A 21,370-nucleotide genomic window follows, 5' to 3' on the forward strand; every position below is an offset into this window, starting at 1 on the left:
CAGTGTACCCACCGTTGAATCAGTAGAGAAAAGTCGCGGTACCGGTGGCAATCAACTCGTCGCGGTCATTGTGCAGTTCCATCCGGCTGACTACCAATTTATTGCCCACCCGTAGAATTTTTCCATCACACACAAAGTGCTGGCCGCGGCCGGGTTTGAGATAATCTACCCGCATGTCCACAGTTCCCAGCCGAATCAGCCGCTGGATTTTTTCATCCCACCCAATAGCACCGCCCATGCGCTGGTAGGCAGCTACCATCGCCGTCAGCCCACCGACCGTATCCAGCGCGGTAGCGATAACGCCTCCGTGCAGAATATTCTGGAAGTGGTTGCCGATCAGCTTCGGGTTCAAATCGAACTTTGCAGAGAGGGTCTGTTGTTCGAGGTCGAAATCGTGCAACCGGAGACCGATCTCACGGACAAAGGGGATATCCGAAAATATCCCCTCCACCATAGTGCGAAATTCTGCCGGAGACGGCTCACTCACAGCCGTGTAATCCGGTTGAGACCATCCAGTGCCGCACTGCGATAGGCTTCCGCCATGGTCGGGTAGTTGAATGTGGTATTCACAAAGAAATCGATGGAATTGTTCGGCGCTGGTTGTTTCATGATTGCCTGGCCGATGTGCACAATCTCTGCGGCCTCAGCACCGAAACAGTGAATCCCGAGGATCTCACGGGTTTCGATATGGAACAGGATTTTCAGCATGCCTACCCGCTCGCCGGAAATCTGCGCGCGCGCCGTGTGCTTGAACAACGCACGGCCCACTTCGTACGGCACCTTGGCATTCGTCAGCTCGGTCTCTGTTTTGCCGACCGAAGAAATTTCCGGCAGGGTGTAAATACCTGTGGGCGCATCTTCGATGACGCGATGGCCGCGGCCAACGATTGCAGCGGCAACCGCCCTACCCTGGTCGTAGGATGCACTGGCAAGGCTCGGCCAACCAATCACATCACCCACCGCAAACACATTCTCCACTGCCGTGCAGTAATGATCATCCACCGCGAGTTGTCCGCGGTGATTCGCCTCGAGACCGATTTTATCGAGCCCCAGAGACCCGGTATTACCAGAGCGTCCGTTACACCAAAGTAATGCATCGGCCCAGATTCGCTTGCCCGATTGCATTTCCATGGTGACACCGCGATCGGTGCCGATCACTTTCGCGTACTCCTCGCGGTGGCGAACGGTGACGCCCATATCTCGCAGGTGGTAGCTCAGTGCATCGGAAATTTCGTCGTCGAGGAATTCCAGCAGGTGATTCCGGCTGTTGATCAGATCCACCTTCATGCCCAGCGCGGCAAATATCGAGGCGTATTCACAGCCAATTACGCCAGCACCATAAATGATGATGGCCTGGGGCGTGTGTTCCATATCCAGGATGGTATCGCTGTCGTACACCCGTGGGTGCGCAAAATCCACATCCGCTGGATGATACGGGCGGGAGCCAGTAGCGATGATAAATTTCTCTGCGGTGATGATTTCCTTGGCACCGTCCGCCAGCTGTACCTCGACGCTGTTGGCATCGCGGAACTGGGCATCGCCGACGATCAGGTCCACGCGGTTGCGCGCATAAAAACTAGTGTGCATTTCCACCTGGTAGGAAATGACTTTGTTGACCGTCTGCATCACTTGCGGAAAGGTCAAACGGCGCGGCTCACCCAGTGCACGGAATACACTCTGGGTGTTGTAACGCATCAACTGTTTCACCGAGTGGCGCAACGCTTTGGACGGAATCGTCCCTTTGTGGGTACAGTTGCCGCCAACCGATGCACTGCGCTCGATCACCGCTGCACGCAGCCCTTTCTTGGCTGCGCTCATGGCCGCGGCTTCCCCCGCCGGGCCAGAACCAATTACCACCAGATCGTACTTGGAATCTGCCATTGATTTACTGTCTTTTGCTTTTATGGGTGAATCAGATTGGTTAAATCAGGAACGCTTGTTCTGCTTGCTCGTTGCGTCATAGGCAAGATCAGATTCAGCGGCCGCTTCCGCGAGGGCTACCTGGCGCTGACGCTCCTGTTCCTTTTCACACTCGTCGTCATCGCCACCGCAGATATCGCAGTCGCGTTTCATACCGATGTTGTTCAGGCCACCACAGGAGCCTTTGAGCGGCTTGTTCTGCACAATCATACCGATTGCCATGCCGGCCACGATCAGCAGCATAATAATGAACGCAAAAATATAAATAGTCACGGTTACCTCCCCTGACTTTCAAGATATGGCTGGAAAGCGCTACTGGCGCGCTCTTCAAAGCCGGAATCAGTTTTTACCAGTAGAAACACCGCCAGTTGCAGCTCTTCTGCCAATTGTAACGCTGCCTCCGCCCCCATCACATTGAGGGCCGTGGCGTAGCCGTCGGCTTCGGCACAGGTACCAGCAATCACGGTGACCGACGCCAGGCGGTGCTCCACCGGGGCGCCAGTGCGCGGGTCGATGATATGGGCGTAGCGTTTGCCATCGCGCTCATAATAATTGCGGTAGTCCCCGGAGGTGGCGACTCCCCGGTCGCTGACCTGAATAGGCTGTTGTACCACCTGCCCCGCAGAAGGTCGCTCGATACCGATTCTCCAGGTTTTCCCCGATGGGTTTACGCCGCCAGTGCGCAACTCACCACCGATCTCGACGAGGAAGTTCGCAATACCTCGTTGGACCAGTAAATCCGCCACACGATCCACGCCGTGTCCTTTCGCAATGGCCGACAGGTCAATCTCTACTGGACGGGACCGGGAGAGCTGTTGACCGTCGATACGCAGCGCGTCCGAACCAATCTGCTCGCGCAATGCACGGATTTGTGCCGCGTCCGGGATCACTTCAGGCTCCAAGTCTGGGCCGAACCCCCACAAATTGACCAGTGGGCCCACGGTCACATCAAAGGCACCGCTGCTATTGCGGTAGATCTCCAGGGAGCGCTCGATGACTTCTGCCAGGTGGGCCGAGACGTCCACTGGCTCACCCACCGAGGCGCGGTTAAAGCGCATCAGCTCGGAATCCGGAATATAGGTCGACATCTCCTGATTGACCGCATCCAGCTCCGCATCGATAGCGGTCTGCAATTCTGCCCGCTCAACACCCTCGGGCACATCCACCAGGGTGATGTGGTAGGCGGTACCCATGGTGGGGCCAGTCAATTTCCAGACGGTTTTGTCCTGGCCGCACCCCGCAAGTACAGCCAGTACAACGAGCACAAACAAAAACAGGGCCGATAAGAGCGGCCCTGTTTTTGTGGATGTAATGTCACGTCCAATCATGCGCGATCAGCCACCGAAGTCGTCGAGCAGGATGTTGTCATCCTCTACGCCGAGGTCTTTCAGCATGTTGATCACCGCCGCGTTCATCATGGGCGGTCCGCACATGTAGTACTCGCAATCTTCCGGTGCCGGGTGGTCCTTCAGATAGTTCTCGTAAACTACATTGTGGATGAAACCGGTGTAGCCTTCCCAGTTGTCTTCCGGCTGTGGATCCGACAGGGCAATATGCCACTTGAAGTTGTCGAACTCATCCTGCAGGCCGTTGTAGTCATCCTCGTAGAACATCTCACGCAGAGAGCGCGCACCGTACCAGAAGCTGATCTTGCGCGTGGAGTGCAGACGCTTGAGCTGGTCGAAGATGTGCGAGCGCATCGGCGCCATACCGGCACCACCACCAATGAAGACCATTTCGTTATCGGTATCCTTGGCGAAGAACTCACCGAAGGGACCGTAAACGCGCATCTTGTCACCTGGCTTCAGGTTAAAGACGTAGGAAGACATCTGGCCCGGCGGAATACCTTCGGTACGCGGCGGCGGCGTGGCGATACGGATGTTGAACTTAACAACGCCCTTCTCTTCCGGGTAGTTGGCCATGGAGTAGGCGCGAACCACCGGCTCGGTCACTTTGGACTCCATTTTGAAGAAGCCAAAATTTTCCCAGTCGCCACGGTACTCTTCTTCGATATCGAAATCGGAGAATTTCACGTGATGGGGTGGCGCTTCCAGCTGAACGTAACCACCTGCGCGGAAATCGACATTTTCGCCTTCTGGCAGCTTCAGGGTCAGCTCTTTAATGAAGGTGGCAACGTTGGGGTTGGACTCCACAACGCACTCCCACTGCTTCACACCGAAGACCTCTTCCGGCACTTCGATTTTCATGTCCTGCTTAACCGCAACCTGACAGGAAAGGCGCTTGCCTTCCTTGGCTTCACGGGGTGTGAAGTGCTGCGCTTCGGTGGGGAGCATGTCGCCGCCACCTTCGCTAATGTTGCACACACACTGAGCACAGGAGCCACCGCCACCACAGGCAGAGGCGAGGAACAGGTTGTTCGCCGCCAGAGTCTGCAGCAGCTTACCGCCGGCCGGTACGGTGAGGGTTTTCTCACCATTAACCACGATGTTGACGTCACCGGTGTTCACCAGGCGCGAGCGGGCAACCAGAATGATTGCTACCAGCGCCAGCACGATCACGGTGAACATGCCTACGCCAAAATAAATATCCGTTAATTCCATTCTATTCGACCTCCCCGCTTAGATATCGATGCCGCCGAAGGACATGAAGCCCAGCGACATGAGACCAACGGTAATGAAGGTGATGCCCAGACCTTTCAGGCCGTTCGGCACATCGCTGTACTTCATGCGCTCGCGAATCCCCGCCAGGGCGGCAATCGCCAACGCCCAGCCGAGGCCAGCGCCGAAGCCGTAGGCAACACTTTCACCAAAATTGTATTCGCGCTCCACCATGAACAGCGACGCACCCATGATGGCGCAGTTCACGGTAATCAGCGGCAGGAACACACCCAGGGCGTTGTAGAGCGCCGGTACATACTTATCCAGGAACATCTCCAGGATCTGTACCAATGCAGCAATTACGCCAATGTAAGACAGCAGGCCGAGGAAGCTCAGGTCCACGTTCGGATAGCCAGCCCAGGCCAGCGCGCCGTCTTTCAGCAGGTAGGTGTAAATCAGGTTGTTAACCGGAACGGTGATGGTCAGTACTACGATTACCGCAACACCAAGGCCAATCGCCGCTTCGACCTTCTTGGATACCGCGAGGAAGGTACACATCCCGAGGAAGAAGGCCAGCGCCATGTTTTCAATGAAAACGGCGCGAATGATCAGGGAAATAAAATGTTCCATCTATCAGGCCTCCTGTTGCGCCAACGGCACTTTAGAGTTGGACGTAATCTTGAACTCGTCCTCTTCAACCTGTTCCGGTTTCCAGGCGCGAATAGCCCAGATAAACAGACCGATCAGGAAGAAAGCGCTCGGCGGCAGCAGCAGCATGCCGTTGGGCACGTACCAGCCACCATTGTTAATGGATGGCAGAATTTCCACACCCATCAACTTACCGGCTCCGAAGAGTTCGCGAACGATCGCGAGGCCAATCAGGATCACGCTGTAACCCAGACCGTTACCGACACCGTCGAAGAAGCTGTCTTTGGGACCGTGCTTCATGGCGAAGGCTTCCGCGCGGCCCATCACGATACAGTTGGTAATAATCAGACCAACGAATACCGAGAGCTGCTTGGAAATGTCAAAGGCCACCGCTTTCAGCACCTGATCTACCAGGATTACCAGAGAGGCAATCACGGTCATCTGTACGATGATCCGGATGCTACCCGGGATCTGGTTACGGATCAGAGATACTGCGGTGTTGGAAAATGCCACAACTGTGGTCAGCGCGATACACATTACCAGCGTCACCTGAAGTGAGCTGGTTACCGCCAGTGCGGAACAGATACCGAGGATCTGCAACGCAATGGGGTTATTGTTGAAAATCGGCTCCAGCAGAGTGTCTTTCAATTTCATGCTCATGCTCACGCCTCCCCTGCTTTCAGGTTTTTCAGGAAGGGACCGAAGCCCTCACTGCCCAGCCAGAAGTTGATCAGGTTGTTGACGCCACGGCTGGTCAGGGTGGCGCCGGACAGGCCGTCCACCTGATGTACCGCATTGGCGTTGTTCGGATCGACACTGCCCTTGATCACACTGATATCTACATTGCGTTCACTGTCGAAGACCTGCTTGCCTTCCCACTGTGATTTCCAGCGCGGGTTGTCCACCTCACCGCCCAGTCCGGGGGTTTCCTTGTGCTCGTAGAAGCCAAGGCCCGCTACGGTCTTCAGGTCGTTCTCCAGTGCCAGGAAGCCGTACATCTGGCCCCACAGACCGGAACCGCGAACCGGCAGGATGATGCGTTGCAGCTCACCGTTGTCTTCCACCAGGTACACCTCTTTGGTGTTTTCCCGGCGAATGATTCGGGCGATGTCCTGGTCCGCGGGCAGACGCTCGCTGGAACCGGCATCCTTGGCTGCAGCGCGACCGCTACCACCAGCCGGCGCTTGGTCGGTGAATTTGCCAGTGCTCAGGTCAACATACTTGATGGTGACATTGCCGAAGGCTTCTTCGATTGCTTTGGCGCTGGTCTGACCCGGCTCGATCAGGCCACCGGCCAGCAGAACATTCTTTTTCATGTCCAGCTGGGCGTTAGCGACCTGCTTGGGCTTGAGCATTACTGCAGCGGTGGAAACGACCACCGAGCAGACAATACACAGTACCAGCGCAACGATCAGGGTACCTTTTACGGAATCTTTATTAGCCACGTGCCAACCTCCGTTTGATATGGGACTGCACAACGAAGTGGTCAAACAGCGGGGCGAACAGGTTGGCGAACAGGATCGCCAGCATCATGCCTTCCGGGAATGCCGGGTTCACCACGCGGATCAATACACACATCACGCCGATGAGGATGCCGTACCACCAGCGACCGGCGTCGGTCATTGCGGCGGATACCGGGTCGGTAGTCATGAAGATCAGGCCAAAGGCGAAACCGCCCACGACCAAGTGCCAGTACCAGGGCACACCGAACATCTGATTGGTTTCAGAGCCGATCATGTTGAACATGGTCGCAGTGGCCATCATGCCCAGCAGGGTGCCGGCGACAATGCGCCAGCTGGCGATTTTCATACCGATCAGGATCACACCTGCAAGCAGCATGGCGAGGGTGGAGGTTTCACCGATGGAACCGTGCATGTTGCCGACAAATGCATCCATCCAGGTCAGCTGGCCAGAGGGCACGCCTACCGCGCCATTCTGAATGCCTTCGCTGGCCATGACGGACAGCGCGGTCGCACCGGTGTAACCGTCAACCGCGGTCCACACCAGGTCGCCGGACATGGCAGCCGGATAGGCGAAGAACAGGAACGCACGGCCGGTAAGTGCCGGGTTGAGGAAGTTTTTGCCGGTACCACCGAACACTTCCTTACCGATCACCACACCGAAGCTGATGCCCATGGCCACCATCCACAGCGGCAGATCCGGCGGACAGGTCAGAGCGAACAGGATGGAGGTGACGAAGAAGCCTTCATTCACTTCGTGGCCACGCACCGCAGCGAACAGCACTTCCCAGATACCACCGACGATGAAGGTCACCGCGTAGATAGGCAGGAAGTACATGGCACCGTGGATGAAGTTATCCCACAGGCTGTTGGCGTCGTAGCTGGACAGAGCACCGATGATGGCATGGCGCCACCCGCTCAGATCCACGTTTTCCATACCCGCGATAATGGTGTTGGCCTGGAAGCCCACGTTCCACATACCGTACATCATGGGGATCATGGCGCACGCCCACACGGTGATCATGATGCGCTTCAGGTCGATGCCGTCGCGCACATGTGCGGTGGTTTTGGTGCGGTCTGCAGGCTGGAAGAGACCGGTGTCGATCGCTTCAAACAGCGCGTAGAACTTTTCGTATTTGCCGCCTTTGTGGAAATGCGGCTCCATAGAGTCGAGTAGTTTGCGCAACATCCTTAACCCTCCTTCTCAATACGGGTCAGGTTGTCCCGCAAAATGGGACCGAAGTCGTACTTGCCCGGGCACACAAAGGTACACAGCGCCAGATCTTCTTCGTCCAGCTCCAGGGCACCCAGTTGCTGAGCCACCTGGGTGTCGCCCACGATCAGCGCACGCAGCAGCTGGGTCGGCATGATGTTCAGCGGAACCACGCGCTCGTAGGTACCGATAGGCATCAGTGCACGCTCGGAACCGTTGGTGCTGGTGGTGAAGTTGAACAGCTTGCTCTTCATGAAGCGGCTGATGTAGATCGGCAGTACGGAGAAACGGTTCGCACCAGGGGTGAAGTAGTGCAGCATCGGGCGCTCACGGCCCTCTTCCAGCACGCTCACCTGATTGTGGTAGCGACCGAGGTAGCCCAGCGGGCCACTGGCGGTGCGGCCACCAAATACGGAACCGGAAATCACGCGGTTGTCGTCACCGGTGGTCTCGCCGGCGGTCAGCGCTGTCAGGTCGGCACCGACACGGGTACGCAGCAAACGCGGCTTGGTCACCTGCGGGCCACCCAGGGCAACCACACGATCGGTGAACAGCTTACCGGTTTCAAACAGCTTGCCCACGGCAATCACGTCCTGGTAACCGATAGTCCACACCTGACGACCGGGCTTGACCGGGTGCAGGTAGTGAATGTGGGTACCAGCGAGGCCAGCCGGGTGCGGGCCGGCAAACGCTTCACGCTGCACGGAAGCAGCGCTGGGAACCGGGATATCGGCATCTGGCGCGGTGCAGACGAAGGTCTTTTCGGCCAGCTTGGAGAGAATTTCAACACCCTGGGCGAACGCATCGCGCTGCTCGGCGATGACCACAACCGGGTCTGCCGCCAGCGGATTGGTATCCATGGCGTTGATAAACAGCGCAGAAGGCTGGGCGTCTGGCGCCGGCACCTTGCTGTATGGGCGTGTGCGCAGTGCGGTCCACAGACCGGACTCCAGCAGATTCACGCGCACCTGCTCTGAGGTGAGGCTCGCCAGCTGGTCGGCGCTGTAGCTGGCAAACTGCTCAGCTTCATCGCCTTCCACCTCGATCACCACCGACTGCAGCACCCGGCGGGCACCACGGTTGACGGCAACCACACGGCCTGCGGCCGGTGCGGTGTAGCGAACCCCTTCTGTTTTTTTATCGGTGAACAGCAGCTGTCCGAGTTTGACGCTATCCCCTTCCGCAACCGCCATGGTGGGCTTCATCCCGTTGTAATCGGGACCAACCACCGCGACGGTTTTGGCTGCAGGGCCATCGTGGATGACCTGCTCGGGCGCGCCGGATATGGGTAAATCCAATCCCCGACGGATCTTTCTCATACGCCTATGCCTAAGTTCTAAGTTGATAGGTTAAAAAGCTTCTAGGTTAAAAACGCTAAAAATAGAGGAACCCGTAGCGGGGGCTTAGGCCGTGGCGAGCCGGAAACAAGCCTGAAAGTGAGACTATAAATAGTAGTCACTGCAGGATGGCACCACAGATAAGAAGATGTCGCTCAGCGGCCGGGACGCGCACAGACCCGCCATTGCCTTGGCAACTCGCAGTCTTTGCGCAAATATTTCCCGGCACACGGCAGCCCCGCAAAATCGCGCGCATTATAAGTACGGGGCCGGGGGTTTACCAGAGCAGATGGAGCCAAATCGACTCAAGATGAGGAAATTTTTGCTGAAAAAACAACGACTTTAGTGGGAGGCGCCGCCTCATCACCCGTCTCAGCAAGAAAAGATGGTATGGCGCAGGATTGATCTGCCAGACCAATTACCTGCGCCATGGAACCCGCGGGAAGGCGTTGACGCCCCTCCCCCGGCCAATAGGCACTTAGTCCTTCTTGGGGAACAACTCGTAACGTACGCCAGCCATGTCTTCCAGGCAACGCACCACCTGGCAGCTGTAGCCGAACTCATTGTCGTACCAGCAGTAGAGCACCGCATTGTCGCCTTCGACGATGGTGGCAATGGAGTCGAACACACAGGCGCGGCGGGAGCCGACAAAGTCACTGGAGACCACTTCCGGAGAATTGGTAAAGTCGATCTGCTGACGCAGTGGCGAGTGCAGCGCCACATCACGCATGTACTCGTTCAGCTCGTCCTTGTTGGTCTCCTGCCCCAGGCGCAGGTTGAGGATCGCCATGGACACGTTCGGCGTCGGCACGCGAATCGCGTTGCCGGTGAGCTTGCCTTTCAGCTCCGGCAGCGCCTTGGCAACCGCTTTGGCAGCACCGGTCTCGGTCAACACCATGTTCAGCGCGGCAGACCGACCGCGGCGCTCGCCGTTGTGGTAGTTGTCGATCAGGTTCTGGTCATTGGTGTAGGCGTGCACAGTTTCCACGTGGCCATGCTGAACGCCGTATTTGTCCATCATCGCCTTCAATACCGGCACAATGGCGTTGGTGGTACAGGAAGCCGCAGACAGAATCTTGTCGTCCGGGGTGATCTCACCGTTGTTGATGCCGTACACGATGTTCTTGAGATCGCCCTTGCCCGGTGCAGTAAGCAGCACTTTGGCCGCACCCTTGCTCTCCAGGTGCTGAGACAGGCCCTCTTCATCGCGCCATACGCCGGTGCTATCGACGATCAGGGCATTGTTGATGCCGTGCTCGGTGTAATCCACTTCCTGCGGGGAGTTGGCGTAGATCACTTTTACTTCGTTGCCGTTGCAGATCAGGGTGCTGGTCTCTTCGTCCACACGGATGGTGCCGTTGAAGGCGCCGTGAACGGAGTCGCGGCGCAGCAGAGAGGCGCGCTTGACCAGGTCGTTGTCCGCTTTACCCTTGCGCAGCACGATGGCGCGCAGGCGCAGCACATCGCCACTGCCGGCTTTTTCGATCAGCAGACGGGCGACCAGGCGGCCAATACGGCCGAAACCGTAGATCACTACGTCCTGGGTCTGCGGCAGGGGCTTGCCCGCTCCACCGGCGTCTGCCAGCTCACTGCGTACAAACTCCTCAATGGAGAGGCCGCGCTCGTCGCGCATGTATTTGTTGGTCAGCGTGCCCAGGTCGATGTGCACCGGGCCCAGGTCCAGCTTGCAGATCGCTTCGAGTACTGGATAGGTTTCAAACTCAGACAGCTCATTCTCTTCGACCTGACGCACAAAGCGGTGGGCCTTCATGATGCTCAGTACGGAGCGGTTCACCAGGTTTTGGCCGTACATATAAATGCCGACGTTGCTTTCCCGGTTGAGCTTGCCAATCATCGGAATCATGGATTCCGCCAGCGCTTCTCGCGCTTTCCAGTCCTTGAAAAAGTCAGCGGGCTTCGGTCGCTTCTGAGTCACAGTCAGACACCTCTGCAGAGTGAAAATGGGGGTCGTGCCTTAGCGCGGTCCAGAGAATAAGGATGGCTCAAAAAATCACCTCTGGGGCGAAGGCCGGCGCATTATGTGTATTCACCTGAGGGTGCGCAACCGCGTAAAAAATGGCCTAAAAACTGTAGTTAAACTACATTTTTTCAACGCCTGCCCCACTCGAAAACCACGCAAATAATGACACCATCTGAGCGTCAGATTCGGGCCGCCGCAAATCCCAGACCTGCACCGGTCACGTTTCACCGTTACAATGGCCGCCTCCGGGCCGCCAGCGGTCAGAAAGCACGGAATTATAAGGAAACATGAGTCAATTCCCCCCTTTGTCCCCACCCGCTTTTCGCACGCAGAGTGACCGCCAATTCTGGGGCCAGCTCCACGGTGCCAGTGCCGCTCTGGCCATCCTGAACGCCGCCAGAAGCAGTAACGCGCCCACCTTGCTGATCGCGCGCAACAGCCAGGAAGCCCAGCAACTTGAGCTGCAGCTGAAATTTTTTAACAAGCCTTGCCGAGATGACTCCGCTCCGGAGGCCAGCACTGCGCTGCCGATTTTCCAGTTCCCGGACTGGGAAATCCTCCCCTACGACACCTTCTCGCCACACCAGGACATCATCTCGGACCGGCTGGCCACCCTGTATCAATTGCCGCAGATGCAGAGCGGGATCGTCATCGCGCCGGTGAGCACCCTGCTCCACCGACTGGCGCCGAAGGACTATGTCGCGGGGAATGCACTCATCCTGAAAGAAGGCCAGAAGTTCGATCTCGACAACCAGCGCCGGCTACTGGAACAGGCGGGCTACCACTGCGTAGATACAGTGTACGAACACGGCGAATTTGCCGTGCGCGGCGCACTGATGGACATTTATCCCATGGGCAGCAACCTGCCCTACCGTATCGACCTGTTCGATGACGAAATCGAATCCCTGCGCACTTTTGACCCGGAAGACCAGCGCACCGTCGACAAGGTTCAGCAGGTTCACCTGCTTCCTGCACGGGAATTCCCGATGCACAAACCGGGGCTGGCAAAATTCCTTGAGCGCTGGCACGAGCAATTCGACGTAGACCCGGGCCCGGTTTCAATTTATCAGGACATCAGCGCGGGGATTGCCCCGGCGGGAATCGAGTACTATCTACCGCTGTTTTTCGACCAGTGTGCGAGCCTGTTTGATTACCTGCCCGATGGCAGTCAGATTTTTGTGCAGGGCGACCTGCAACAGCCCGTGGAGTCCTTCTGGCGAGAGGCAGATAATCGCTACCAGAGCCGCCGTGGCGACCTGACCCGCCCGATCCTTGAGCCCCGCCAGGTACTGCTGAACATCGACGAATTTTACGGCGCCCTGAAATCCCTGCCCCGCGCCTTCTTTTCTCCGGAAACGCTTCCGGAGGCCGAGGGCAATTACAATTTTGCCAGCCTGGCACCACCCAGCCTGCCGGTGGATGGAAAATCCGAGCAGCCGCTGAAAGCGCTCGAAGCCTACCTGATGGAATACAACGGCCGCGTACTGTTCTGCGCAGAAAGCAGTGGCCGCCGGGAGGCCCTGCTGGATCTGCTGGGCGGAATCCGGCTTACACCAAAAACATTCGACAGCTGGCAATCCTTCCTCCAGAGCGACAACCAGTTCGGCATTACCGTAGCGCCGATCGACGCAGGACTACTGCTGGAAGATCCACAACTCAACCTGATCGCCGAACCACAACTGTTCGGCGACCGCGTACTGCAACAGCGCCGCCGCAGAAAAGCCAAAGAAGATGCGGATAACGCAGTCAAAAACCTGGCCGAGCTGCGCATCGGCGCGCCCGTGGTGCACATCGACCACGGTGTCGGCCGCTATAAAGGTTTGCAGAGCCTGGATATCGACGGCCAACAGGCAGAATTCCTGACATTGGAATACGGTGACGGCGCCAAACTGTATGTACCCGTTGCCAGCCTGCACCTGATCAGCCGCTACTCCGGCGCCGATGAAGAACTGGCGCCACTGCACAAACTGGGTAGCGAAACCTGGCAGAAAGCCAAACGCAAAGCGGCAGAAAAGGTCCGCGATGCAGCCGCCGAACTGCTCGACATTTATGCCCGCCGCGAAGCCCGTGTGGGCCACGCGTTTGGCGATCCGGGCATGGCCTATCGCGAGTTCACCGCAGGCTTCCCGTTCGAGGAAACCCCGGATCAACAGCTCGCGATCGAGTCTGTTGTCGGCGACATGCTGTCCGACAAACCCATGGACCGCCTGGTGTGTGGCGACGTGGGCTTCGGTAAAACCGAAGTGGCCATGCGCGCGGCCTTTGTTGCCGCACACGGTGGTAAACAGATCGCCATGCTGGTCCCCACTACCCTGCTGGCTCAACAGCACTTCCAGTCACTGCAGGACCGTTTCGCAGACTGGCCAGTGACCATCGAAGTCATTTCCCGCTTCCGCAGTAGCAAGGAAGTCGACGCAATCAAAGAGCGGGTTGCGGAAGGCAAGGTCGACATTCTTGTGGGCACCCACAAATTGCTGCAGAGCGACCTGAAATTCAAAAATCTGGGACTGCTGATCATCGATGAGGAACACCGGTTCGGTGTGCGTCAGAAGGAAAAACTGAAGAGCCTGCGCGCGGAGGTGGACATCCTCAACCTCACCGCCACCCCGATTCCCCGCACACTCAATATGGCCATGGCCGGTATCCGCGACCTCTCCGTAATCGCCACGCCACCGGCCCGTCGCCTGTCGGTAAAAACCTTCGTGCGCGAGCGCGATGACGCGTTGATCAAGGAGGCGATCCTGCGGGAGATTTTGCGCGGCGGTCAGGTGTACTTCCTGCACAACGAGGTCAAAAGTATCGAGCGGCTGGCCAGGGAGTTGCAGGAGCTGGTTCCGGAAGCGCGGATCGGCATCGGCCACGGCCAGATGCGCGAGCGCGAGCTGGAGCAGGTGATGGGCGATTTCTACCACAAGCGCTTCAATGTGCTGGTATGTACCACCATCATCGAAACCGGTATCGATGTCCCCACCGCCAACACCATCTTGATTGAGCGCGCGGACAAATTCGGCCTCGCCCAATTGCACCAGCTGCGCGGCCGCGTGGGCCGCTCTCATCACCAGGCATACGCCTACCTGCTGACACCGAACAAACGGGCAATGACCGCCGATGCAGTCAAGCGCCTGGAAGCCATCAGCGAAGCCCAGGACCTGGGGGCCGGCTTTACCCTGGCCACCCACGACCTGGAAATCCGCGGTGCCGGCGAACTGCTGGGCGAGGAACAAAGCGGCCAGATTCACAGCGTGGGCTTCAACCTGTATATGGAAATGCTCGACCACGCCGTCAGAGCCATTCGCGAGGGCCGCACCCCTAATATCGACGAGCCACTGGAATCACCAGCGGTAGATGTGAACCTGCGGGTGCCCGCGCTGATTCCGGAAGATTACCTGCCGGACGTCCACAGCCGTCTGATCATGTACAAGCGCATCGCCAACGCGGAAGACAAGGCCGCGCTCAAAGAGCTGCAGGTGGAGATGATCGACCGTTTCGGGTTGCTGCCGGAGCCTGTCAAACACCTGTTCCAGATCACAGAGATCAAGCTCAACGCCAACAAAATGGGAATTCGCAAACTGGAGGCATCGGCCACCGGCGGGCGTATCGAGTTTGCGGACGACGCCAACGTAGACCCGTTCACCCTGGTCAAACTGGTTCAGACCCACCCCACCTCCTACCGGTTGCAGGGGGCCAACCAGCTGAATTTCACCCTGGATGAGAGCGGCCCGGAACAGCGCCTGCGGCAGGTCAGTGAGGTGCTGCAGCAGCTTTCCCAATAGCGGCCCAGGCCGCCAGGAAGCTGCGCCACCTTCGATGTCACCTACGACCAACCACCCAACTACCTACTACCTATTAGTGGGCACAAGGGACCGTCGATCAATGCTAAGATGGGCAGAATCGTCGCAATCGGCGACACAGAACATCCGGGAATCCTGGTCAAATAGAGATAGAGAAATAGCGGTATCAAAATGACCCCTACTAATAAGCAGGTCACGACTCGCCTGAAGCAGCTGGCCGGAGCCGCCCTCCTCGCACTCTGCGCGGCAGGCGCTGAGGCAGCTGGCTACGCAGGCACGCAGTTTGAAATCGAAATGGTGGTATTCAGCCGTGAGAGCGGTATGAACCAGTCCCGCGAAACCTGGCCGGCCGCCCCGCAGCTCGCCTACGACAGCCGCTGGATTGACTTCAATACCCCATCCAGCGCCGACCCGATGGTTCCAGCCTTGCAGCCAGCCCCCAATCAGCTGGACAACAAGGTAGCAGCCCTAAAGCGTTCCTCCGGCTATCAGGTACTGTTCCACAAAACCTGGCGACAGGTGCTGCAGAACGAGCGCAATGCTCCCGCGGTGCTGGTCAGTGGGGGCGCGGCGGACGGAAGGCATCACCAGCTTGAGGGCAGTGTCACCCTGAGCGTATCCCGCTATTTACACCTGAGCACCGATCTGTGGCTGAGTGAATGGCTGCCGCAGACCAGCAGCGCCTTTGGCTACGATGCACCCACAGCCGGCTTTCCCAGCGACAGCATCGACGCGACCCGGCCGCAGGGCATCTCCGTCCCTACCCGCCCCCGCGCTGCGGTGATCGCCACCCGCGACAACGCAATGGCCGGGGATGAGCCCATGGACCTCCGGAACACACCCGCAGCGCCGCACGATTCCGGATACAGCACCACCAGCGGCTACAGCACAGGCGCTGACTCTGTGGAATTTCACGGAGACAGCACCATGAATGCACCCGGTATCGCGGAACCTGTGGCAAAAATGGCTGCAAGGGTCGCCGTACTCAATGAAGAGCGCCGCCTGCGCAGTGGTGAGCTGCACTATATCGACCACCCCAAATTGGGTGTTCTGATCGAGGTACGTACGGTGCAACAAGCCGCGGAACCTGCCGCACAGGATGAACCCGCGGATCTCGCGCCCTGAGCAGCAGCTGACAGCCAAGCACAAACGGCCCCTCGCGGGCCGTTTTTTGTTGCCGCTCTTGTTGCCACGGTTGTTACCACCTTCAAGGCCAGCAACGTATAACGTTACCCTTACCTGCTACTTTTCTTACTGAGAAACCATAAAAAAACAGGCCACACCCACCATGATCACCAACGACGCCATCATCCTCGGCATGCTCGCCGCCATCCTTGGTTTCGTGTTTTATACGGCCAGCAGCGAACAGCGCTTCTGGAAGCGCTTTTACCGCTTCGTACCAGCGCTACTGCTGTGCTACTTCCTGCCGTCACTACTGACCACCTTCCACATTATCGACGCCGACAATTCAAACCTGTATTTCGTTGCATCGCGGTATCTGTTACCCGCCAGTTTGGTTTTACTGACCCTGAGCATCGACCTGAAAGGGATCATCAACCTTGGGCCCAAGGCATTGATTCTGTTTTTGACCGGCACCCTCGGCATTGTGATCGGCGGGCCGATTGCCCTACTAATCATGTCGGCGATTGACCCCGGCATGCTCAATGGCAACGGGCCCGACGCGGTGTGGCGGGGAATGACCACCGTTGCCGGCAGCTGGATTGGTGGCGGCGCCAACCAGGCGGCTATGAAAGAAATTTTTAACGTGGGTGGTGAGGTGTTTTCCGCAATGGTCGCGGTGGACGTGATCGTCGCCAATCTGTGGATGGCGGTGTTACTACTTATGGCCGGCAATGCCAAAAAGCTGGATGCGCGTCGCGGTGCAGATACCTCTGCCATCGATACCCTGCGTGAGCGAGTGGAAACCATGCAGCGCAAGCACGCGCGTATTCCCGCGCTGCAGGATCTGATGCTGATTGCCGCCGTCGGCTTCGGCGTTACCGCCATTGCCCACGCCTGCGCGGATTTTCTCGCCCCCTGGTTTCAGAGCAACGCACCACAACTGGCCCGATTCAGCTTCACCAGCCCCTTCTTCTGGCTGATCGTCGTGGCCACCACTCTTGGCATCGCCATGGCTTTTACCCCGGCGAAAAGGCTCGAGGGTGCGGGCGCTGCCAAGGTAGGGTCGGTGTTTATCTATTTTCTGGTGGCCACCATTGGTACCCACATGGATATCACCGCCTTGAAAAACAGCCCGGAACTGTTTGTGCTTGGCCTGATCTGGATGGCGATACACGCGGGTCTGATCCTGCTGGTAGCGAAACTGATCAAAGCCCCCACCTTCTTCATGGCCGTGGGCAGTCAGGCCAATGTGGGCGGCGCAGCCTCGGCACCGGTGGTGGCTGCCGCCTTCCACCCCTCGCTGGCACCAGTCGGCGTGCTACTGGCAGTGATGGGCTATGCCCTTGGTACCTACGCGGCCTGGTTCTGCGGGCAACTGTTGAGAATTGTCGGCGCCGGCTGATCCCGTCCGTCAAAAAACCTGAAAACAAAAAAGCCCCGGCCACTTCGGTAAAGAACCAAAGTGGTCAGGGCTTTTTACGATGAGCGCCTCTCACGCTGCCTACGCTTTCACGTTTTCCACAATCCACACACATGGGCCCCTATAGAGGCGCCCAGTGTGTACAGAGTCGAGCGTGCGTTTTTAGCGAATTACTCGCAGGGCACTACATCTTCCGCGAGCAGGCCTTTATCGCCTTGCTGCATTTCAAACTCTACGGCCTGCCCCTCATTGAGAGTTTTGTAACCGTCTCCGCGAATGCTGCGGTAGTGGACGAAGATATCCTCGGAACCTTCAGTGCTAGTGATAAAGCCATAACCCCGGGCATTGTTAAACCACTTCACGGTACCCGTAACGCGATCACTCATTAAGCCAACCTCATTTATTGTTATTGCGCTCACCCCGGTTGCGGGCAATGCGCCTACCCCTATTGCCGTAACCAGCACCCTGTACGGGGTGGCCTACAGTCTCGAAGTACCTGTGCGGTCATCCGTACAGGTCGCTACTGATTCTTAGATAAAAGAGCGCCACTGTCTAGGTTTCCACGTGAAATTAATGTTACTTCCCATAAATAATGCGCAACAATTCACCAAATTAGTAAGATAAGCCCCACAATCCCTGTCAATTCATGCGGTTAAGCAATACAGCGCTTAACTGTCATTCAGGCCCCAACGGGCTTTTCCCGCCCGCCGGCGATCGCCAGCTCAGGCAAGTCGGCAATATGCAGCGTCGAAGTCGGGAAGGCACAGGAGGCACCGTGCTGCTCGACGATCTTGAGAATTTGTAGCAGAACGTCCTGTTTGATCTCGTGGTAGCGCACCCACTCAGTGGTCTTGGTAAAGGTGTAGATAAAGAAATCCAGCGACGACGGCGCGAAGGAATTGAAATTCACAATCAACGTCTGATTCGTATCAATTTCCGGGTGCTGTTCGAGCATCGCGCGCACGTCCTTTACGATCGGCGCCATCAATTGGGCATCTTCATAGCGAATACCGATGGTTTCGTAGATGCGACGATTCAGCATACGCGAGGGGTTTTCAACGGAGATTTGGGTAAATATTCCATTCGGAATATACAGCGGGCGCTTGTCGAATGTGCGGATGCGGGTCAGGCGCCAGCCGATATCTTCCACGGTACCTTCGATTTCCTGATCCGGCGAGCGCACCCAGTCCCCTACTTTGAACGGGCGATCCAGGTAAATCATCAGGCCACCAAAGAAATTGGCCAGTAGATCTTTTGCAGCAAAGCCGATTGCCAGGCCACCAATCCCGCCCATGGCCAGCACGCCGCTTACGCTGTAGCCCAGCCGCTGCATGATGACCATCGCAGCGGTAATCATGATGGAAGCGCGAACCAGTTTTCCAATCGCACGAACCGTCGTGGCATCAATGGGTTTTCGAACAAAACGCGGATTCGCCAGATTCTGCTCGACCTCTTTTGCAAACCGCAACGCGAACCAGGTCACTACTACGACAAAACCGATAGCGCGGGGCTTACCACCCAACCAGTTCAATACTTCCGAATCTGTGGCCGCCCCCGCGAGACCGGCAGCGAGGGTCAAACCGACCAACCACACCAGAATCGAAGCCGGCGGATTGATCGAGTTCACCAGGGCATCGTCCCACGGGTTGACGGTGCGTTCCGCCCGCGCCTGCAAGCGCGCAACAAATAACGCGAGTATCCAGGCCACAAATGCGGTGGCCAGTACAATCAGAAAAAGTTCGGCAATCCAGAAACGGTCTTCCCCCACCAGGGAGCGCAAAAACGCTTGAACCTGCTCCACAAGTCACTCCATATAATACTTTTGGTTTATTCAGTTTCTGCCTGCTTATGAGTATGCGGCAGCGTTAAAAAATTCAGATCGCCTATTGTGCGTATTTACATCCAGGATGCCAGCCACTCGCGAGTAGCCTGCCAGCGCGGGTTCGCTTCGAGCGCGCCCCAGTTATCGATACCCGACTGCCCACGCATACGCTCCAGGCGTTGACTCGAAAGCGGGTCTGGTTCAAACCCCTCCAGCGCATCGAGGACTTCCAGAGCGCCCTGACGATTATTGCAAACAATGCCCATATCGCAGCCAGCCATCATCGCTGCGCGAATTCGCTCGGCGTAGCCACCGGCGGCGCCGGCACCCTCCATGGTGAGGTCGTCACTGAAAATGACACCGTCAAACCCCAGGCGCTTGCGCAGGATTTCCTGGAGCCAGAAGCGGGAAAACCCCACCGGGTTTTCATCCACCTTTGCGAAGCGGATATGTGCTGGCATGACCGCATCCAGTTCCCCGGCGGCAATACACTCTTCGAATGGCTTGGCATCTGAGGCAAGAACATCAACCAGCTCGCGCTGATCCACCGGCAACTCTTCGTGGCTGTCTTCAAGTACCTGCCCGTGCCCGGGGAAATGCTTACCCGTCGTCGCCATACCGGCCTCGTGCATACCGGCCATAAACGGGCGCGCCTTCGCCGCTAACTGCAGAGGGTCGCAAGCAAAGCTGCGGTCCCCGACAATTCGGCAAAAATCATCATCCGCATCCAGCACTGGCGCAAAACTGAAATCGATACCTACCGCCAGCAGCTCGGCCGCAAGCAGCCATCCCACATCCTTGAGTTGCTGCGTATCCGCCTGGGCGCTAAGCGCCTGCATGGAAGGTATACGGGTAAACGAATCGCGAAAGCGCTGCACCCTGCCACCCTCCTGATCGACAGCCAGCAGGATTTCCGGGCGCTCCTTGCGGATCTCTGCGATCAGGGCTTCAAGTTGGGGGCGATCGCGGAAGTTACGTGCGAAAAAAATAAGGCCGCCTACCTGGGGATGGCGCAGCAGCTCGCGATCTTCCGCCGTGAGCTCGGTGCCCTCGACATCGATCATTACCGGACCAATCTGAACAGACATGAATTCCCGCTCCCGCTGTCAGTCAATGTGTTTGAGTATCGAGTACCGCAAATATACGAGCCGTTGATGGCATTGCGAAGACGCACCGAAAATCAGGCATCCTTGGGCTCAGGCGCCGTCAGCATGGCGGCGGCCGCCGGCGCCAGGCGAGCCAGAGTTTCTTCCAGGCTGCTCTCAGCGCCAAAATCCTCCCTCAGGATAGCCTCGATGGCATCAAAGCTCGACAGGGAAAATATGGTGGCACCGAGCATGAAATACAGGCGCCAGTAAAAAGTAACCGGGTCTACCTGAGGCAGCGCGTTGGCCAGCTGGCCCGCAAAGCGGCGATAGCTGGGCCCGTACCTCGACACGATAAACCGGCGCAAGTGCCCCTGAGACTGCGTGTAAGCCAGCCCCAGCAGCCCCATAAAACGCTTGGGATCCCGCCCCTCTTTGGCCAACCCGGCCAAGGCAACGCGGTACAGGCTCTGCAGCAGGTCATCTACCTCCAGCTGCTCCCCGGGCGACGCCTCAAGCTGGGCCTGACGGCGGGTCAGCTCTTGATCAAGATTGGCGGTAAACGGTGTCAAAAACCGCTCGAACACCGCCTGAATCAACTCTTTTTTCGACCCGAAGTGGTAGTTCACCGCCGCCAGGTTAACCCCAGCGGTACTGGTGATGGTCCGCAATGACGTTTCGGTAAAGCCCCGTTCGGCGAACAACACCTCGGCGGCATCCAGTATACGGTTGACGGTATCCAGCTGACTCATACCCTGCTCACAATAATTCAAACCAGCAATTAAAACGTTTGTTTAACCGCTGAGACTAGCATAGTCCCTCATTATCGGCATCCGCTCGGCAGCCCAGGAAAGGCCCCCTGACAGCGACCATCTGCCTCAAGGAACTGCCGAATCACCTGCACAGACACACCTGATCCGTGGATAGCCAGCGACAGTCGCGACCTGTCAGTTACCAAGCCCCCCGCCCCCACGCTAGATTGAAACCAGAGGCTTCTCTGTTTATCCCGACAG

General features: G+C 57.6%; 18 protein-coding genes. 3 read left to right on the forward strand and 15 right to left on the reverse strand.

Annotated features, from left to right (window positions below):
* Positions 1 to 19 precede the first annotated feature (19 nt).
* The 11 genes from Q1A74_RS05125 to Q1A74_RS05175 form a co-directional block, all read right to left on the reverse strand.
* Positions 20 to 487 carry a thioesterase family protein gene (locus Q1A74_RS05125; protein ID WP_299592996.1) on the reverse strand — a complete coding sequence of 156 codons (468 nt, stop codon included), beginning with the start codon at positions 485 to 487 and terminating at the stop codon, positions 20 to 22.
* Positions 484 to 1,881: a Si-specific NAD(P)(+) transhydrogenase gene (gene sthA / locus Q1A74_RS05130; RefSeq protein ID WP_299593000.1), complete on the reverse strand. Its 1,398-nt coding sequence runs from the start codon at positions 1,879 to 1,881 to the stop codon at positions 484 to 486. Before sthA ends, Q1A74_RS05125 begins: the two co-directional genes overlap by 4 nt.
* A 45-nt stretch (positions 1,882 to 1,926) precedes the next feature.
* Positions 1,927 to 2,193: a (Na+)-NQR maturation NqrM gene (gene nqrM / locus Q1A74_RS05135; RefSeq protein WP_299593002.1), complete on the reverse strand. Its 267-nt coding sequence runs from the start codon at positions 2,191 to 2,193 to the stop codon at positions 1,927 to 1,929.
* Between the two features lie 2 nt (positions 2,194 to 2,195).
* Complete coding sequence (locus Q1A74_RS05140) at positions 2,196 to 3,185, reverse strand: FAD:protein FMN transferase (RefSeq protein WP_299593005.1); 990 nt, start codon at positions 3,183 to 3,185, stop codon at positions 2,196 to 2,198.
* Positions 3,186 to 3,254: 69 nt separating this feature from the next.
* Entirely contained in the window at positions 3,255 to 4,481 is a 1,227-nt protein-coding gene (gene nqrF, locus Q1A74_RS05145) for an NADH:ubiquinone reductase (Na(+)-transporting) subunit F (protein WP_299593008.1), read from the reverse strand.
* 18 nt (positions 4,482 to 4,499) lie between these two features.
* Positions 4,500 to 5,108, reverse strand: a complete 609-nt coding sequence (nqrE, locus tag Q1A74_RS05150; RefSeq protein ID WP_299593011.1) for an NADH:ubiquinone reductase (Na(+)-transporting) subunit E — start codon at positions 5,106 to 5,108, stop codon at positions 4,500 to 4,502.
* Between the two features lie 3 nt (positions 5,109 to 5,111).
* The gene (locus Q1A74_RS05155) at positions 5,112 to 5,780 is read right to left on the reverse strand and encodes an NADH:ubiquinone reductase (Na(+)-transporting) subunit D (protein ID WP_299593861.1); all 669 of its coding nucleotides are present in this window, start codon (positions 5,778 to 5,780) and stop codon (positions 5,112 to 5,114) included.
* An 8-nt stretch (positions 5,781 to 5,788) separates the two neighbouring features.
* Positions 5,789 to 6,571: a Na(+)-translocating NADH-quinone reductase subunit C gene (locus Q1A74_RS05160; protein WP_299593013.1), complete on the reverse strand. Its 783-nt coding sequence runs from the start codon at positions 6,569 to 6,571 to the stop codon at positions 5,789 to 5,791.
* Positions 6,564 to 7,775: an NADH:ubiquinone reductase (Na(+)-transporting) subunit B gene (locus tag Q1A74_RS05165; RefSeq protein ID WP_299593016.1), complete on the reverse strand. Its 1,212-nt coding sequence runs from the start codon at positions 7,773 to 7,775 to the stop codon at positions 6,564 to 6,566. The genes Q1A74_RS05160 and Q1A74_RS05165 overlap by 8 nt, the downstream gene beginning before the upstream one ends.
* A 2-nt stretch (positions 7,776 to 7,777) precedes the next feature.
* The gene (locus Q1A74_RS05170) at positions 7,778 to 9,118 is read right to left on the reverse strand and encodes a Na(+)-translocating NADH-quinone reductase subunit A (RefSeq protein ID WP_299593019.1); all 1,341 of its coding nucleotides are present in this window, start codon (positions 9,116 to 9,118) and stop codon (positions 7,778 to 7,780) included.
* Between the two features lie 496 nt (positions 9,119 to 9,614).
* On the reverse strand, positions 9,615 to 11,078 hold the full coding sequence (locus Q1A74_RS05175; RefSeq protein ID WP_299593863.1) for a glyceraldehyde-3-phosphate dehydrogenase: 1,464 nt from the start codon (positions 11,076 to 11,078) through the stop codon (positions 9,615 to 9,617).
* A gap of 326 nt (positions 11,079 to 11,404) precedes the next feature.
* Between Q1A74_RS05175 and mfd the strand changes: the two genes are divergently transcribed.
* The 3 genes from mfd to Q1A74_RS05190 all read left to right on the forward strand — a co-directional run bounded on the left by mfd (position 11,405) and on the right by Q1A74_RS05190 (position 17,432).
* Complete coding sequence (gene mfd, locus Q1A74_RS05180) at positions 11,405 to 14,890, forward strand: transcription-repair coupling factor (protein WP_299593021.1); 3,486 nt, start codon at positions 11,405 to 11,407, stop codon at positions 14,888 to 14,890.
* Between the two features lie 189 nt (positions 14,891 to 15,079).
* The gene (locus tag Q1A74_RS05185; protein WP_299593025.1) at positions 15,080 to 16,033 is read left to right on the forward strand and encodes a CsiV family protein; all 954 of its coding nucleotides are present in this window, start codon (positions 15,080 to 15,082) and stop codon (positions 16,031 to 16,033) included.
* Positions 16,034 to 16,196: 163 nt separating this feature from the next.
* Positions 16,197 to 17,432 carry a DUF819 family protein gene (locus tag Q1A74_RS05190; protein WP_299593028.1) on the forward strand — a complete coding sequence of 412 codons (1,236 nt, stop codon included), beginning with the start codon at positions 16,197 to 16,199 and terminating at the stop codon, positions 17,430 to 17,432.
* 188 nt (positions 17,433 to 17,620) lie between these two features.
* Here the strand turns inward: Q1A74_RS05190 and Q1A74_RS05195 are convergent, their stop codons facing one another.
* From Q1A74_RS05195 to Q1A74_RS05210, 4 genes are all read right to left on the reverse strand, one after another.
* Positions 17,621 to 17,836, reverse strand: a complete 216-nt coding sequence (locus Q1A74_RS05195) for a cold-shock protein (RefSeq protein ID WP_299593031.1) — start codon at positions 17,834 to 17,836, stop codon at positions 17,621 to 17,623.
* Positions 17,837 to 18,129: 293 nt separating this feature from the next.
* The gene (locus Q1A74_RS05200) at positions 18,130 to 19,251 is read right to left on the reverse strand and encodes a mechanosensitive ion channel family protein (protein ID WP_299593034.1); all 1,122 of its coding nucleotides are present in this window, start codon (positions 19,249 to 19,251) and stop codon (positions 18,130 to 18,132) included.
* 95 nt (positions 19,252 to 19,346) lie between these two features.
* On the reverse strand, positions 19,347 to 20,360 hold the full coding sequence (gene nagZ / locus Q1A74_RS05205; RefSeq protein WP_299593037.1) for a beta-N-acetylhexosaminidase: 1,014 nt from the start codon (positions 20,358 to 20,360) through the stop codon (positions 19,347 to 19,349).
* Positions 20,361 to 20,452: 92 nt separating this feature from the next.
* Positions 20,453 to 21,109, reverse strand: coding sequence for a TetR/AcrR family transcriptional regulator (locus Q1A74_RS05210; protein WP_299593040.1), 657 nt, complete (start codon positions 21,107 to 21,109; stop codon positions 20,453 to 20,455).
* Positions 21,110 to 21,370: the final 261 nt, after the last annotated feature.

It is taken from the genome of uncultured Microbulbifer sp. (assembly GCF_947504145.1).
Lineage (GTDB): Bacteria > Pseudomonadota > Gammaproteobacteria > Pseudomonadales > Cellvibrionaceae > Microbulbifer.